The organism is Elusimicrobiota bacterium (genome assembly GCA_016218575.1).
GTDB lineage: Bacteria > Elusimicrobiota > Elusimicrobia > UBA1565 > UBA9628 > JACRDN01.
The window spans coordinates 11709-27928 of sequence record JACRDN010000011.1 but is presented as its reverse complement, the minus strand read 5'-3'; the positions used below and the strand labels follow the sequence as shown (position 1 = coordinate 27928).

15 protein-coding genes are annotated in these 16220 nt (G+C 63.8%); all 15 read left to right on the top strand.

Features of this window, described 5'->3' with window-relative positions; genetic code table 11:
- The 15 genes from HY921_02800 (at nucleotide 1) to HY921_02730 (ending at nucleotide 16220) form a co-directional block, all read left to right on the top strand.
- Nucleotides 1-996: an NAD-dependent epimerase/dehydratase gene (locus HY921_02800; GenBank protein MBI5629797.1), complete on the top strand. Its 996-nt coding sequence runs from the start codon at nucleotides 1-3 to the stop codon at nucleotides 994-996.
- Complete coding sequence (locus HY921_02795) at nucleotides 993-1820, top strand: transketolase (protein ID MBI5629796.1); 828 nt, start codon at nucleotides 993-995, stop codon at nucleotides 1818-1820. Before HY921_02800 ends, HY921_02795 begins: the two co-directional genes overlap by 4 nt.
- Complete coding sequence (locus HY921_02790; GenBank protein ID MBI5629795.1) at nucleotides 1817-2755, top strand: transketolase; 939 nt, start codon at nucleotides 1817-1819, stop codon at nucleotides 2753-2755. The genes HY921_02795 and HY921_02790 overlap by 4 nt, the downstream gene beginning before the upstream one ends.
- On the top strand, nucleotides 2752-3795 hold the full coding sequence (locus tag HY921_02785; GenBank protein MBI5629794.1) for a zinc-binding dehydrogenase: 1044 nt from the start codon (nucleotides 2752-2754) through the stop codon (nucleotides 3793-3795). The genes HY921_02790 and HY921_02785 overlap by 4 nt, the downstream gene beginning before the upstream one ends.
- Nucleotides 3792-5405: an aminoglycoside phosphotransferase family protein gene (locus HY921_02780; GenBank protein MBI5629793.1), complete on the top strand. Its 1614-nt coding sequence runs from the start codon at nucleotides 3792-3794 to the stop codon at nucleotides 5403-5405. Before HY921_02785 ends, HY921_02780 begins: the two co-directional genes overlap by 4 nt.
- Nucleotides 5402-6394, top strand: a complete 993-nt coding sequence (locus HY921_02775) for a GDP-mannose 4,6-dehydratase (GenBank protein ID MBI5629792.1) — start codon at nucleotides 5402-5404, stop codon at nucleotides 6392-6394. Before HY921_02780 ends, HY921_02775 begins: the two co-directional genes overlap by 4 nt.
- A complete protein-coding gene (locus HY921_02770; protein MBI5629791.1) occupies nucleotides 6391-7686 on the top strand; it encodes an SGNH/GDSL hydrolase family protein in 1296 nt (431 codons plus the stop codon). The genes HY921_02775 and HY921_02770 overlap by 4 nt, the downstream gene beginning before the upstream one ends.
- The gene (locus tag HY921_02765; protein ID MBI5629790.1) at nucleotides 7670-8536 is read left to right on the top strand and encodes an FkbM family methyltransferase; all 867 of its coding nucleotides are present in this window, start codon (nucleotides 7670-7672) and stop codon (nucleotides 8534-8536) included. The genes HY921_02770 and HY921_02765 overlap by 17 nt, the downstream gene beginning before the upstream one ends.
- Nucleotides 8537-8554: 18 nt before the next feature.
- On the top strand, nucleotides 8555-9217 hold the full coding sequence (locus HY921_02760) for a class I SAM-dependent methyltransferase (protein ID MBI5629789.1): 663 nt from the start codon (nucleotides 8555-8557) through the stop codon (nucleotides 9215-9217).
- A 249-nt stretch (nucleotides 9218-9466) separates the two neighbouring features.
- On the top strand, nucleotides 9467-10528 hold the full coding sequence (locus tag HY921_02755; GenBank protein MBI5629788.1) for a hypothetical protein: 1062 nt from the start codon (nucleotides 9467-9469) through the stop codon (nucleotides 10526-10528).
- Between the two features lie 2 nt (nucleotides 10529-10530).
- Nucleotides 10531-11637, top strand: coding sequence for a DegT/DnrJ/EryC1/StrS family aminotransferase (locus HY921_02750; GenBank protein MBI5629787.1), 1107 nt, complete (start codon nucleotides 10531-10533; stop codon nucleotides 11635-11637).
- An 11-nt stretch (nucleotides 11638-11648) separates the two neighbouring features.
- Nucleotides 11649-12137 carry a cupin fold metalloprotein, WbuC family gene (locus HY921_02745; GenBank protein ID MBI5629786.1) on the top strand — a complete coding sequence of 163 codons (489 nt, stop codon included), beginning with the start codon at nucleotides 11649-11651 and terminating at the stop codon, nucleotides 12135-12137.
- Nucleotides 12134-13171 (top strand): glycosyltransferase family 2 protein, encoded by a 1038-nt coding sequence (locus HY921_02740; protein ID MBI5629785.1) that lies wholly within the window; start codon nucleotides 12134-12136, stop codon nucleotides 13169-13171. The genes HY921_02745 and HY921_02740 overlap by 4 nt, the downstream gene beginning before the upstream one ends.
- Before the next feature lie 8 nt (nucleotides 13172-13179).
- Nucleotides 13180-15060, top strand: coding sequence for an asparagine synthase (glutamine-hydrolyzing) (asnB, locus tag HY921_02735; GenBank protein ID MBI5629784.1), 1881 nt, complete (start codon nucleotides 13180-13182; stop codon nucleotides 15058-15060).
- Nucleotides 15057-16220, top strand: a complete 1164-nt coding sequence (locus tag HY921_02730) for a glycosyltransferase (GenBank protein MBI5629783.1) — start codon at nucleotides 15057-15059, stop codon at nucleotides 16218-16220. The genes asnB and HY921_02730 overlap by 4 nt, the downstream gene beginning before the upstream one ends.

Sequence of the window (16220 nt, the reverse complement as noted above, 5' to 3'; positions counted from 1 at the left end):
ATGGCTATAAAAACAGTGCTGGTGACGGGCGGGGCGGGCTACGTGGGAGCGGTGCTGGTGCCCAAGCTCCTGGCCAAGGGCTACGAGGTGAAAGTGCTCGACCTCTATATCTTCGGGGAAAGCGTCTTCGACGGATGCGGCGCGAATCCCCGGCTTGTCCAAATCAAGGGGGATTTGCGGGATGGGAAGCTCCTTGAGAAATCCCTCGCCGGCTGCGACGCGGTGATACATCTGGCCTGCATCTCCAACGATCCCAGTTTCGAGCTGAACCCATCCCTGGGACGCTCCATCAATTACGACGCCTTCCCGCCCTTGGTGCAGGCCTCGCGGGGCGCGGGGGTCCGGCGCTTCATTTACGCATCCTCCTCCAGCGTTTATGGAGTCAAGGAGGAGCAGAACGTGACCGAGGAGCTGCCTTTGGAGCCCCTCACCGACTACTCAAAGTACAAGGCCTTGTGCGAGGACGTCCTTTTGAAGGAAAGGAGGCCGGGCTTTACGGCGTTGATCCTGCGGCCGGCCACGGTGTGCGGCTATTCCCCGCGCCTGCGCCTGGATTTGACGGTCAACATCCTCACCAACGACGCGGTCAACAAGCGCCGGATGAAGGTCTTCGGCGGTGAGCAGATGAGGCCAAATATCCACATAGAGGACATGGCAGATCTCTATGTACGCTCCCTGGAGTGGCCGGACGAGGCGGTGGACGGAAAGATCTACAACGCGGGCTACCATAATCACAAGGTGCGCCAGATCGCCGAGATGGTGCGTCGGGTGGTCGGCCCGGACGTGGAGATAGAGACCGTGCCCACCGACGACCACCGCTCCTATCACATCTCCTCGGAAAAGATCGGGCGCGAGCTCGGATTCCTCCCGAAGAGATCCATCGAGGATGCGATCCGCGATCTCTCGGCCGCCTATGCCGCGGGCAAGATCCCGAATCCGCTCACCGACATTCGCTATTCCAACATCAAGACCATTCAGAGCCTCCGGCTTAAATGATTGAGAACGCTTCGGACGTTCGCGAGCTGGAGGCGGCGGCGCGCCGCGTGCGGGGCAAAGTCATCGAGATGTCCTGCAGGGCCGGGACCGCGCATTTGGCCTCGTCTCTGTCATGCGTGGACATTTTGGTGGCGGCCTATTGGGGGATACTGCGCATCGATCCCAAGGACCCGCGGAGCCCGGACCGGGACCGCTTGATCTTGAGCAAGGGACACGCGATTTCAAGCCTTTACGCGGTGTTGGCCTACAGGGGCTTTTTCCCGGTGGAGAGGCTGGAGCGCTACAACCAGCCGGGCAGCGGCCTTCCCGAGCAGCCGAGCCCGGGCTGCGTGCCGGGCCTGGAGGCCGCGACCGGTTCCTTGGGGCACGGCCTGCCCCTGGGCGCGGGGATGGCCCTGGCCGCGCGGATACTTGGCCGTTCGTACCGAGTCTTCGTGGTGATGAGCGACGGGGAATGCAACGAGGGCTCGGTCTGGGAGGCGGCGATGTTCGCCGCGGGGCGGGGCCTTGGGAACGTGACGGTGGTGGTGGACTACAACAAGTGGCAGGCTACCGACCGCAGCGAGGCCGTCATGGCCTTGAAGCCATTGAGGCAGAAATGGGAAAGCTTCGGCTGGAGCGCGTCCGAGGCGGACGGCCATGACGTCGGCGCTTTGGTCCGGTCCCTGTCGCGTCTCCCCGAGCCCGGCAAGCCCACGGCGATTATCGCGCATACGGTGAAGGGCAAGGGGGTCTCTTTCATGGAGGACGACAACAATTGGCACTATCAGTCTCCCTCCCGGGCCCAGCTCAAAGAGGCCTTGAAGGAGTTGGGCCTGGCATGAGGAACGCTTTCGCGGCCGAGCTCCTAACACTTGCCGAAGAAGATCCTCGCGTGGTGCTTCTATCCGGGGACATCGGCAACCGGCTCTTCGACAATTTCAAGGCGCACTGCCGCGAGCGCTTCTTCAACTGCGGGGTGGCCGAGGCCAACATGATCGGGGTGGCCGCGGGACTGGCCATGAACGGGCTCAAGCCCGTGGCCTACACCATCACCCCCTTCGTCACGACCCGGTGCCTTGAGCAGATTCGGGTGGATCTCTGCTACCACAATGTCCCGGTCGTGGTGGTGGGCGTGGGCGGCGGGCTCTCCTACGCCTCCTTGGGAGCCACGCATCACTCCTGCGAGGACATCGCCTTCCTGCGGGCCCTGCCCAACATGACGGTGCTCTGCCCCGGGGACGCGGTGGAAACGCGCCTGGCCCTGCGCGCGGCCTTGGGGCTCTCGGGTCCCGCCTACATCCGCATCGGAAAGAAGGGCGAGCCCGTCGTGCATCAAAGCCCTCCTCGTTTCGAAATAGGGAAAGGGATCCTTTTAAAGGAAGGAAAGGACGTTTGCCTTCTGAGCACGGGCAATACTTTGCCGCTGGCCCTTGCGTCGGCGGAGATCCTCGGCACCAAGGGAATTTCCATCAGAGTCGTGAGTCTCCACACGGTCAAGCCCTTGGACGAGGAATTGCTGCGCGCGGCCTTCTCCAAGAGAATGTTCGTGGCGACCTTGGAGGAGCACAGCGTCATAGGAGGCCTTGGAGGGGCCGTGGCGGAGTGGCTGGCCGACCATCCGCATGTCGGCGCGCGCCTTTTGCGCCTGGGCACCCCCGATGAGTTTCTCCACGAAGTCGGGGAACAGGAGCATGCGAGGGAGTTCTTCGGGTTGACGCCGGAGGCCGTCTCTCGGCGCATCGAAGAGGCCCGCCGCGAGCAGGCGGCGCGGCCATGAAGACCTCCGCCGCGGTCCTGGTGGAACTGGGGCGGCCTCTGGAGCAGGCCGAGCTCGAGTTAGCGCCCCTAAAGCCCGGGCAGGTTTTGGTCGAGGTCCGCTACAGCGGGGTCTGCCACACCCAGCTTTTGGAGGCCGAGGGTTGGCGCGGCCAAGATTCGTACCTGCCGCATTGCCTCGGGCACGAGGGAAGCGGGGTGGTGCTGGAGGCCGGGCCGGGCGTGTCCAAGGTCAAGCCCTCGGAGAGCGTCATCCTCTCCTGGGTGAAGGGGCAGGGCAGGGACGCTCCGGGCTCGGTGCACCTATGGGGAAGCCGCAAGGTCAACGCCGGCCCCATCGCCACTTTCATGCGCCATGCCATCATCAGCGAGAACCGTTTGACCCCCCTGGGCGCGGAGATTTCCCTGCGCGAGGCGGCCTTGCTCGGCTGCGCGATCCCCACGGGCTTTGGGGCGGTGTTCAACGCGGCCCGCCCCCAGCCGGGACAGAGCTTGGTCGTGTTCGGGGCCGGTGGGGTGGGTCTCTGCGCCGTGGCCGCGGCCAGGATCCTCGGCTGCGCTCCGATCGTGGCCGTGGACATCGTGCCGGCCAAGCTCGAGCTGGCCAAGAAGATGGGGGCCGACCAGACCGTGGACGCCGCAAAGGAGCCGGTTCTTGAGGCCTTGCGCAAGATTTTCCCGAAGGGCGCGGATTTCGCGGTCGAGGCTACGGGCCGACCCGAGGCCATGCAGAACGCCTTGGCCGCGGTCAGGCCCCAGGGCGGCGCGGCCGTGGTGGTTGGGAATGCCAGGCACGGCGAGACGCTGTCCTTGGACCCGCGGGAGCTCAACTTGGGCAAGCGGCTCCTGGGCACCTGGGGCGGCGACAATTTCCCGGACCGGGACTACCCGCGCTACGCCCGGCTTTGGGCCGGCGGCCGGGCCGATCTCTCGCCCTTGCTCGGCCGGGCCTATTCCCTGGAAGAGGTGGGCCTGGCCTTCCAGGATTTGCGCCAGGGGCGGGCGGCCCGCCCGCTCATCGAGATGCGGGCAAGCGCGTGAGGGTCGGCGTCGATTTTGACAATACCTTGGCTTGCTACGACGGGGTCTTTCACCAAGCCGCCCTGGAGAAGGGCTTGATTCCGCAAAGCCTGCCCGCGAGCAAAAACTCCGTCCGGGACTACCTGCGCCGGGCGGGGCGGGAGCCTTCGTGGACCAAGCTGCAGGGCCTGGTCTATGGCAAGCGCATGGGAGAAGTCGCTCCTTTTCCCGGGACGCTCGAGTTCTTCAAGCTCTGTCGCGAGCGGGGCCTGGAGCTCTTCATTATCAGCCATAAGACGCGGCAGCCCTCCAGGGGAGAGGCCTGCGACCTGGTCGCCGCGGCCCTCGCGTGGCTCAAAGCCAAGGGCTTTCTCAATCCAGAGCGCGGGGGGATCGAGTCGAGCCGGGTCTATTTCGAGCCTTCCAAGTTGGAGAAGCTCGAGCGCATCAGCCGGCTCGCCTGCGACGTCTTTGTGGACGACCTGCCCGAGTTTTTGGCCGAGCCCGAGTTCCCCGCGGGAACGCGGAAAATACTCTTCGATCCCGGCGAGGAGTGCGTCGCGGGAAGTTTTTGGACGGCGCGCTCCTGGGCGGAAATCGGCGGGCGCCTGCTTGCGCCCGCCGAAGCAGAGAGTCCTGCTTATTTGTCGGTAGAAGCCGGTCTAGGAGAGCTCCTCTCCCTTTCTCCGTTGCTGGGAGGAGCCAACAATCAGGTATTCCGTCTCCGGGCTTGCGGCGGGAGCGCGCTTTTGAAGGCCTACTTCAGGGACGGTCCCGAGGGGCGGGACCGCTTGGGGGCCGAGTTCGCCTTTTGCCGCTACGCCTGGTCCCGGGGCGCGCGCCGCGCGCCCAAGCCTTTGGCTTGCGACTCCGAGCGAGGGCTCGGCCTCTACGAATGGATCGAGGGCTGCAAGCTTAAGGCCGGGGAGCCCCAGGAGGCGGCGGTGGAGGAGGCCCTGGCCTTTCTGGAGGATTTGAACCGGGACCGGAGCGAGGACTTGGATCTGCCCGAGGCGGCGGAGGCGTGCTTTACCTTGCGCGCGCACTTGGACGCGGTGGAGGGCCGGCTCGAGCGCCTGCGGCGCTTAGCGCCTTCCGGCGAACTGGACGGCCGGTGCCTGGCTTTCGTCCAGGGGGAGATCTGGCCCCGCTGGCAGGAGGAGCGGCGCCGGGCCGAAGCCGAATCCCTCTCGGACGACCGCGGCTTGGACGAGCCCTTGGCCCGGGAGGACAGGATTTTGTCGCCCTCGGATTTCGGCTTCCACAACGCTCTGCTTTCGGCCGAGGGGCGGATGCGCTTCTTCGACTTCGAATACGCGGGCTGGGACGATCCCGCCAAACTAGTCTGCGATTTCTTCTGCCAGCCGGCCGTTCCGGCGGCTCCGGAGCTCCTGCCGATTTTTTCGGAGCGCGTCGCGGCCTTGACGGCCCACCCGGGACTCCAGCTTAAGCGCTTCGAGCGGCTGGCCGGCGTCTACCGCCTCAAATGGGTTGGAATCCTCCTCAACGATTTCCTGCCGCAGGCGGGGCGCAGGCGGCGCTTCGCCTTGGGCGCGGCCGCCGAGGCCGAGCGCAAGGCGGAACAGCTCGACAAGGCGCGGCTCGCCCTCGAGGGGGCCGCCAAGGCATGAAGCGTATAGCGGTGCTGGGGGCCAATTCCTTCTCGGGACAGGACTTCGTGGATCTCCTCCTCGATGAGCCGGGCCGCGAGGTCCTGGGAATCAGCCGCTCTCCGGAGCGGCCGGATTTCTTTCTGCGCTACAAGGGGCGGGCGGATTTGTCTTGCTACCGCTACCGCCGGCTCGACATGAATCGCGACATGCCGGCCCTTTTAGAGGCGCTTGACTCCTTCCGGCCCGAGGCCATCGTCAATTTCGCGGCCCAGAGCGAGGTAGGCCCGAGCTGGGAGCACCCGGAGCATTGGTTTGCCACCAACACCGTGAGCCTGGCCAGGCTCGTCAACCATCTGCGCCGCCAGGCGTACCTCAAGCGCTACGTCCACATCTCCTCGCCGGAGGTGTACGGCACCTGCCGGGGCCGGGTGACGGAGGATGCCCCTCTTAATCCCAGCACCCCCTACGCGGCCTCCAAGGCCGCGGCCGACCTCCTCCTCAAGGTCTACGCCCGGGAGTTCTCCTTTCCGCTGCTCTCGGTGCGGGCGACCAACGTCTACGGGGCACGCCAGCAATTGTTCAAGATCATCCCGCGTTCCGTGCTCTTCGTAAAGTCCGGGCGCAAAATCCAGCTTCACGGGGGGGGAGCTGCGGTCAAGTCCTACATCCACATCCGGGACGTTTCCCGCGGGGAGTTGGCCGTTTTGGAGAGAGGCCGGACGGGCCAACTCTATCATCTCTCCCCGGATTCAGGGGTGGCCGTGCGAGACGTGGTTCGCAAGATCTGCGAGCGCCTGGGTCGCTCCTTCGAGGAGTCCACGCAGATTGCCCCGGAGCGGCCGGGGCAGGACGCGGCCTACGTCATAGACTCATCCTTGGCCCGCCGGGAGCTCGGCTGGGCTCCCGAGATCGGCTTGGGCGAGGGAGTATCCGAGGTCGTGCGGTGGGTGGAGAGCCATTGGAGTCTGCTCCAAGGCGAGCCCTGGGATTACCGGCATAAGGAATGAATAAAACTAGGGAGTTGGCTCTGTTCGCCGCAAGCCTGGTTTTGTCTTTGGGCCTTATTGAAATTGCAGGCTCCAGGTGTCATTGGGAGCCGGAGGACTCCTGGGAGCTCAACGCCAGGAACGCCAAGATGAGGCTGCGGACCGAGGAATTTGATATGTGGTTTAGGACCAATGCCCAGGGCTTGCGCGAGCCGGGCTACGTGGATCCCGCCCATCCCGGGAAGATCCGCGTCGCGGCCGTGGGGGATTCGACCACCTTCGGCTGGGGAGTCGAGAGGGAGCGGGTCTGGCCGAGCGCGGCGCAGGACCTTCTAGGAAAAAAATACGGCTTGTCCAATGTCGAGATCGTGAACTTGGGCAAGCCGGGGGCTTCTCCGGAAGACTATCTGCGGCATGTGTGGCACGCGGGCAGCCTCAACCCCGACATCGTGCTCCTGGGATTCCTGCCGGGAAACGACTGCCCGATTTCAGGCCGAGTCCAGGCGCGCGACGCCCGGCAAACCCAGGAGCTGGCGCGGCGCACCATAGCCAAGGCTTACTGGCGCGAAAAGGAGCACCACTTCCTGCACCGGTTTTTCCTGGCCCGGTTCGTCAGCCGCCGACTCCTGCAGCCGATGAGCGAGAGGCTCCGGCGGGCAAGCAAGGAGCCGGCCTCTTTCTTGTCCGAGGAGGCCAATCCTCTGCGTTCCGAGGCCATGGCCCGAGCCATAAAGGAATCGGACGACCCCCAAGACGCCTTGAGAAGATACGAGGCTCTCAAGCGGAGCGGCTGGATCGAGAAGGGGCTTCACTGGACCGTCAACCCCTGGAGATTGATGGAGGCCATTTTTGCCCCCTACGGTTTTTTGGACGCCCATTTCTTGAGGCCCGAGACCCGCCGGGCCATGCAAGGCGAATGGGAGCTTTGCCGGGAAATCCTTCTTGAGACCAAGAAAGCCGCCGCCCGCAATGGGGCGGAGCTCATGATCCTGGTCATCCCCCAATACATGCAGGCGGATCCAAGGGGAATTGCCTCCTTCGAGCGGCTGGGCCTGGCCATGGATCGGAAACTGCTGAGCTCCCGGGTCGTCACGGATCTCGTCCTGGATTTTTGCAGGGAAAACGGCTTATTCTGCATCGATCCTTTGAGCCGTTTTAGAGAGGAGGCGAAAATAACCAAGGAACCGCTGTACTTCTTGCTGGACGCTCATATGACCGCCGCGGGAAACCGCCTCTTGGCGCAAACCGTCGCGCAAGCCTTGGCCGCAAGAATGCTTGCGTCCCGCGGAGGAGGCCATGAGCATAAACCCTGAGCCCCTGCTGGGGAGTCTTCTGGAGGCCTTGCCCGAGATTCACCGGCATCACGCCAAGGACAGCCGAATTTACGGCCTTTTGGAGAAATGGGCTCGCCGGGAGGCGCGCAGGCTGTTCTCCCGGCCCCAAGGGGAGGCCGTGGCTTTGCCTCCCCTTGGCAGCCTGATCCTCCCCTATTGCCGCATGGGAGCCATTGACTCGGTCGACATCATGGGGCTGGACGAATGGGTTCTCTTCAGCTTCTACTGGGTCAATCGCGGCCGGTATAAAAGGGCGCTCGATCTCGGGGCCAATATCGGCCTGCATTCCATCATTATGGACAAATGCGGCTACGCGGTTTCGGCTTACGAGCCGGACCCGGCGCATTTCGAGTTGTTGCGCCGCAATCTCGGGCTTAACTCCTGCGGCCGCGTCAAGCCCATCCAAGCGGCCGTTTCCGCGAGGGAGGGAACGGGAGAATTCATTCGAGTCCTTGGAAACACGACGAGCAGCCATATCGCGGGCTCCAAAGAGAAGCCTTACGGAGAGCTTGAGCGCTTTGCCGTGCGCCTGGAGGCTTTTCTTCCTCTGATGCTGTCGCATGATCTCGTCAAAATGGACGTGGAGGGGCATGAGAAAGAGCTGATTCTGTCGACCCAGGAGGAGCATTGGGCCAATACGGACGTCCTCATGGAGGTTCAAAGCCCCGCCAACGCGGGCGCCGTTTTCGGGCATTTGAGCCGGCTGCGCGTCAATATGTTCTCTCAAAAGACCAATTGGCGGCCCGTTAAGCGCCGGGACGACATGCCGGATTCATATAAAGAGGGGTCCCTCTACGTTTCGAGGAAGGATCGAATGCCGTGGGATTAAGGCCCTAAAGGGGGAATGATGGCTCTCATCGATTTCATCGGCAAGATTCATACGGCGACCAAGCGCAATTACCTGGAGCGCGCCACGTCCTGCGACAAGGCCGAGTGCGCCGAGGTGGCCCTGCGCTACGGTTACGAGTATTGGGACGGGGACCGGCGCTACGGTTACGGGGGATTCCGCTACGATGGGCGATGGAGGGCGGTTGCAGCGCAGATGGCCCGGCATTACGGGCTCAAGCGCGGGGACAGGATCCTGGACGTCGGCTGCGGCAAGGCCTTCCTCCTCTACGAATTAACTCAGGCCGCGCCGGGGGTGGAGGTGGCCGGCCTCGACGTTTCCCCGTATGCCATCGAACACGCCAAGGAGGAGGTCAAGCCCTTCCTGCGCCAGGGCGACGCGGCCCAACTACCCTACGAGGACGCATCCTTCGACCTCGTTCTGTCCATCAATACGCTGCATAACCTGTATAATTACGCGCTCTGCAAGGCCCTCAAGGAGATCGAAAGAGTCGGCAAGGACAAGAAATACATCGTGGTGGAAACCTACGAGAATGAAAGGCAGAAGGCCAACCTGCTTTATTGGCAGTTGACTTGCAGGGCCTTTCACACTCCCCGCGAATGGGAGTGGATTTTCAAGCAATGCGGATACAGCGGGGATCATTCGTTCGTCACCTTTGATTAAGGATCGCGTCCATGAACCATGTCGTCCTGACGCCGGTGAGCTCGGCCCAGAAAATCCTGGCCACGAACGTGGTCGGGACGTTCCTGTTTTTCTGGGAGGCGGACAAGCTCATGCAGAAGGCGGGCTCGGGGAGGCCATGCCCCAGGCCACTCTCGACAAGATGAGAGCGCTGTTTCCCGGCGTCGTCTTCCTTCAGAAATACGGCACCACCGAGGTCTCGGTGTACAAGGCGCTGGGGCGGGGTTAGGCTTGAGCATTGAAAGGTGCCGGGAGGGGGACGTCGCCCCCCTGATGGAATTGTTCAAGGGGATCTACGCCCACAATCCCCGGCTGCAGGAGCGGGACTACTTCGAGTGGCAATTTCGGAACTCGCCCTTCAACGCGGAGGGGGACTACACCCTATGGGTCCAGAGGAAGAACGGGGACATCTCGAGCTTCCTGGGCTACGTTCCCCTCGAGGTGCGCCACGGCGGCGTGGTCCATGGGGGCTGTTGGCTCATGAATTGGCACAGCCTGAACCGAGACGGCGCGGCTTTGGGCCTTCTATCCAAGGTCATGGAGGGTCACGACTGCCGCTTCATGCTGGGGATCACCCAAGAGGCCGCGCGGATCTACGAGGCTTTAAAAATACCGATCCTGGACTGCTTCCCACGCTGGGTCGGGGTCTTGGACGCCGAGAAGGCCGCCGAGCTTTTCGAAATCCGCGACGGCGCGGACAAACGAGCCTTGAGGGAGAGCGCCCGGCGCTTGGGCTCCCTGTCGGCGTCCGGGGGATTGGTGGATCGGGTCGGGCGCTTCGCCGATGAAGAGGAGTTCTTGCCTCGGGGCTTCAAAACCGTGGACGGCTGGGTGAGACGGACCGGGCGTTTCCTCAACTGGAGGTACGCGGACATCCCTAGGCATTCCTACCGAATGCTTCGCGGAGCGGGCGGGCAGTTCGCCGTCTACCGCGTCGAGACGATCACGGGGCGCCGGGAAAGCGCGATCCGTATCCTGGAGTGGTGGGCCTGGGATGAGTGGCGAAAAAACGCTTTGTCGGCTATCCTTGAGGATGGCCGCCGGGAGAATGCCGTGATCCTGGATTTTTTTTGCTTTTCAGGGGAGGTCGGAGGGCGATTGGAGGACTTGGGCTTCATGGGAAGGGATTCTTTTCGGGGGAGGCCCATTCCTTACTTGTTCCGTCCCCTTCATCGGGCCGATGAAATCGTCTCCGCTATCGACGCCCCGCCTCACCGCAATGCAAGAGACGCGGATTTTGGCCGGTGGTACATCACCAAGGGAGACGGCGATTTGGACAGGGTTAAGCTTTAGCCATGCCGCGCAAGACCATCCGCTTCATGGATTTAAGGATTCAGGACCCTCGCGCCCGCAAACGGCTCCTGGAGGCCGTTTCCCGGGTGTTCCGGCACGGCGTTTTCCTGCTGGGACCGGAGGTCGCGGAGCTGGAAAAGCGCGTGGCGGCCCGCTGCGGCCGCAAATTCGCGGTCGGGGTCTCATCCGGAACCGACGCCCTGCTCTTCACCCTCAAGACCTTCGGGGTCGGCCCCGGCGACGAGGTGATCATTCCCGCCCTTTCCTGGATCGCCACGGCCAACGCGGTGGCCATGGCCGGAGCCCGCCCCGTTTTCGCGGACATCGGGGATGATCTCAACATCTCACCCTCCAGCGCGGAGCGGTTGATCACCCCCAGGACCAAGGTCCTCATGCCGGTTCATTACACGGGGAAGATCTGCGCCATGGAGGATCTCTCTCGCATCGCCAGGGCCAGGGGGCTCGCGCTCATAGAGGACGCCTCACAGGCCTTCGGGGCCCGCCGAGGGGGCCGCCCCGCAGGGTCTTTCGGGGACGCGGCTTGCTTTAGCTTAAATCCCATGAAGGTCTTCGCGGCCTGCGGGGAGGCCGGAATAGTGCTCACGGACCGCGCCGATATAGCTGAGCGCCTGGGGGTCCTGCGCTACAACGGCATGGTCAACCGCGAGACTTGCCTGGAGCCCAGCCTCAACGGACGCCTGGATACTTTGCAGGCGGCGCTCCTCCTGGCCCGTCTCGGGGACGTGGACGCGATCATCGCCAAGCGCAGGAAAATCGCGGCCTGGTATGATGAGAGACTGAAAGGCAAGGTAGGCACTCCCAGGCAGTCTTCCAAAGAGCAAGACTGCTATTATACCTACACCATCCGGACGCCGGAGCGCGACAGGCTCAAGGCCTTCCTGGAGGCGCGCGGGGTCGAGGCCAGGGTCCGCGATCCCTACTTGATGCCAGAGCAGCCGGCCTATCGGAGAGGAGCCAAAGGCGAATTTCCAAACGCCAAGCGCCTGGCGGGCCGGCTTCTCTGCCTTCCCGCCCATGAAAAATTGAGCCGATCGGATGTGTCGCGAGTCTGCGGCTTGATAGACCGTTTTTTCGAGGGAGCGGACTAAGGCCCTAAGCCATGTCGAAAGCGATCTACTTCAACCGCGAATTCGCGGCCGTGACCCCGGAGGAATTGTCCCGGCTCAAGCAGGAGGCCGGCCGGGAGGCTCTCAAGCGGGCCCGTTTTTGCCTGCATAAAAGCCACGACGACAAGGTCCAAGTGATGATCATCGCCGTGGCTCGGGGCTCCTACGTGGGCCCCCACCGGCAGAAGGGGAAAAGCAAATTCTACCAAGTGATCGAAGGAGAGCTCTTGTGGGCGATTTTTGACGAGGACGGAAGGCTGCTCTCGAAAACCGAGCTGGGGGACCCCGCCAGCGGCAAGCCCTGCGTCTGCCGGTTCTTAAGCGACTATTGGCACGTCATAGAGCCCCTTTCCGATTCAGCCGTCTACACCGAGGTGCTCGAGGGGCCCTACGTCAAGGAGGGAACGGAGTTCGCCTCCTGGGGGCCGGACTCATCGAGCCCTGCCGAGATCGCTCGGTTCCTGGCGAGCCTAAGAGCTTGAACATGCCTTTGACTCTCTCGGTGCTCATGTCCAATTTCAACCATTCCCGCTACTTGCCGGAGGCCTTGCGGGCGGTGCTGGAGCAATCCTTCCAGCCTCTTGAAATCATCATCATCGACGACGCCTCCAAGGACGACAGCGCGCGGATCATACGGGAATTCGCCGCGAGAAATCCGCTGATCCGATTCATCCAGAACCCGCGCAATCAAGGGACCACCGTCAACGGCAACAGGCTTTTGGAGATGGCTCGGGGGGACTACATATACGGCCCGGCCTGCGACGACCGGATCGCCCCCGGCCTTTTCGAGAGGGCGATGGCGTCCGCGGCGAGGCATCCGCAGGCCGGGATCGTGTTCGGGAAATATCAGGCCATGGATCCTAACGGCAAGATCATCGAAGGGGGCGAACTGGGGGTGCGCCTCTGGCAGCAGGAAATTTTCGCTGATCCCCAGACATTCTTAAAGGAATGCCTGGACGTAGAGCTCGCCACCCATTCACTCGCCTGCGCCGCGGTGTTCAAGCGCGAGGCCCTGCTCGAGGTCGGGGGATTTAGACCGGAGCTCGGCTCTTGGTCGGACACCTTCGCGATGAGGGCCATCGCCTTGAAGCACGGAGCTTGCTATATCCCCCAGGTGCTCATGCATTGGAGGCTCCTCCCTGGAAGCCTCGCTCATTCGGCGCGCCGCGATCCCAGGCATTTGCTCGACATCGGGGCCCGGGCCGCCTGGCTCATGCGCTCCCCGGAGTTCAAGGAGCGCTTTCCCGAGGGCCACGTCGCCCGCTGGGAGAGGGATTACCGCGCCATGGTGATCCGGGACTATCGGGACTCCCTCGGGCTGTTCCCCCGTCCGAGGCGCAAAAGAATCCGGGCCGCGATATCGCGCTGGGGCCGCGCCGGGGAGCGGCTGGGGAAATTGTTCGACGATTTTTTGGCCGGATGGTACCGCTTCAAGTTCCGCGGGATGGAGAGAGAGCTGTCCGCCTATGGCGGAGATATTTCCTGCTACAGCGGTGCCAGGCACCGAGAGGAGTGACGCCAGATATGTGCGGGATAGCCGGCATCATCAACTTTGACGGCAGGCCCGTGGGCGAGGGGGTTCTCCTGCCCATGGTCAAGCGCCTGGCCCACCGCGGCCCGGACGGGCAGGGCCTGGAGAGGCGTGGACCGGTGGGGCTCGGGCACAGGCGCCTTTCCATCATCGACCTCGAGACGGGCAGGCAGCCCATGTTCAACGAGGACGGCCAGGTGGGCGTGACGTTCAACGGAGAGATATACAACTTCAAGGAGCTCCGAGCGGAGCTCGAGGTCCGAGGTCACGTTTTCAGGACCCAGTCCGACACCGAGGTTATCGTGCACGGCTGGGAGCAATGGGGGGAGGCCTGCGTCGAGCGTTTTAGGGGCATGTTCGCCTTTGCCCTGGCGGATTGGCGGCGCAAGACGGTTTTCCTCGCCCGCGACCATTTCGGCATCAAGCCCCTCTATTACACAATCAACAAAGGCCGCCTGGCCTTCGCCTCGGAACTGCAGGCCCTGAGGCTGCTCGAGGATTTTCCAAGGGAGCTCGACCTCGAGGCCTTGGATCAGTATTTGTCGGTGGGCTACATTCCGGCCCCGCGGACCATTTACCGGGGGGTGGCCAAGCTTCCCCCGGCGCATCGCTTGACCGTCGGCTTCGACGGCTCGAGCTTGGGGCCGAGGGAGTACTGGTCCTTGGAGTTCAAGCCCCGCTCCGGTCTTTCCTTGGATGAATGGGCCGAGGGCCTGGAGGCCGCGGCGCGCGATTCGGTGAAGGCTCACCTGGTCTCGGACGTGCCTTTCGGGGCCTTCCTATCGGGGGGCCTCGACTCCTCTTTCGTGGTAGGGCTCATGGCCCGGGAGCTTGCGGCACCGGTGCACACCTTCTCCATTGGTTTTGAGGAGTCGGAGTGCGACGAGCTCGCCTACGCGCAAGAGGCCTCCCGGCGCTGGAAGACCGAGCACCACGTGGAAGTGGTCAAGCCCGACTCCTTGAGCGTCCTGCCCAGGCTCATCGAGCATTACGGGGAGCCTTTCGCCGACAGCTCGGCCATTCCGACCTTTTACGTCTCGCGCCTGGCCCGGCAATTTGTCCCCATGGTGCTTTCCGGGGACGGCGGCGACGAGGCCTTGGGAGGGTATCCCAGCTACAAGTCTTGGATGAGATGGGTTTACCCCGACAAGCCCCGCCGACCCCTTTGGAAAAGGCTTTTGCGGCCCATGGCCGAGAAAATGCTCTCCTCGGTTTACGCTCCCGACGCCGAGGAGAGGCCGGCCACCTTGGAGAGTTGGCGGCAGAGGGTATCATGCCTGCCCGCCCATGTCCGGCGCAACCTGTGGAGGCCCGAACATCGTTGGGCGGCGGGCGGCCCGGGGGACGCCTTCGAGGCTGCCTTTGAGCGCTCGCGCGGCTATCCCCCGATCAGCCGGGCCCGCTACCTCGACTACCGGACCTATCTTCCCAACGACATCTTGGCCAAGGTGGACGTCGCGAGCATGATCCACGGATTGGAAGTGCGCACCCCCCTGATTGATTTGCGGGTTGTTGAGTTCGCCGCGGCCATCCCCCCCGAGTTCGTCATGACCCGGAACGCCGATGGCGCGTGGGAGGGCAAGCTCCCGCTCAAGAGGGCGCTGGCGCGGCACTTCCCGGACTCCTTCATCAATCGCCCCAAACAAGGCTTCACGGCCCCGGTGGCGCGCTGGTTTCTGCCCGGCGGGGCTCTGCGCGCGGAGCTCGAGGCGCGGCTCGCGGCTGGGCGCTCGGGGATTTACGAGTACCTCGAGCCCAAGACCGTCTCGGCCGTGATCTCAAGCCACGGGGCTCCCCACGATTTGAGCCCCATGCTCTGGGCCCTATTTTTCCTGGACGCGTGGCTTGACAGCGATCGCAAGAGGGTGCCATGAGCGCAGACTTGCGCGGCAAGAAGATAGTGTTCGTCATGGCCCACGGGGAGCTCGGGGGGGCGGAGAGGCAGGCTTTGCTCCTGGGCCGGCGCCTGGCCTCGGATTACGGGGCGCAAGTCGAGTTCTGGTCCCCTCCGATTCTGCAGGAGGGGCTTGCCGTTCGCTCGGCCCGGGAGCAGGGCATCCCCTGGCGCTTCGTGAATTTAGGGCTCACCCGCCAGCCGTACCTGCAGACCTTTTCCTATCTGTCGGCCGCCGTGAAGCTGGCTTGGCGAATCCGGTGGGCCAAGACGGACATCATCTTCGCCTATCTCCTCGAAAGCAACGTGGCTTGCGGCCTGGCCTGGCGCTGGAGCGGGGCGCGGCTTTTCATTTGGAACCAACGCAACGGGGCCCACCAGGGGCAAAGGCCGCGGCTCGAGCCCGTGGCCCTGCGCTGGACCCCGCGCTTCATCTCCAATTCCAGCCACGCCGCCGAGTTCTTATCGAAGGGCCTGGGAGTGGCCCCGGAGAAGGTCAGCGTCGTACGCAACGGCATCGAGCTCGCGCCGCCCCGGGAGGGCCGCGCCCAATGGCGCGAGCGCTTGGGGGCGGGAAAGGAGTGCTTCGTCGCCTGCATGATCGCCAACTTTTACGGCGGCAAGGACCACGCGACGCTCCTGAGAGCTTGGCGAGTCGTGGTTGACGAGCTGGGCAAGGAGGGCCGGCAGGCCGTGCTGGCCCTGGCCGGGGCCTTTTCGAAAACCCATCTGGCCGCCAAGGCCTTGGCTTTCGACTTGGGCCTGCGGGGTCATGCCAAGTTCCTGGGCCAGGTCACGGACGTGCCCGGCCTTCTCGCGGCCTCGGACCTGGCGGTGCTCACCAACAAGTACGAGGATTGGGAGGGCGTGCCCAACGGCATTCTGGAGGCCATGGCCGCAGGGCTGGCGGTCGCGGGAAGCGACGCCTGGGGCATCCGCGAGGCGGTGGGGCCGGAGAATTTCAAATATCTGGCTCCCATAGGCGACGCTCGTGCCCTGGCCGATAGGATCCTCGAATTGGTCCGAGATCCGGAGCTGCGCGCCACGCTCGGCCAGGCCAACCGCCGGCGCGTCGAGGGAGAGTTCTCGGTGGCCCAGCTCTGCGAGAAGGTCGCGGCCATCATCGCCGATGCAATTTGA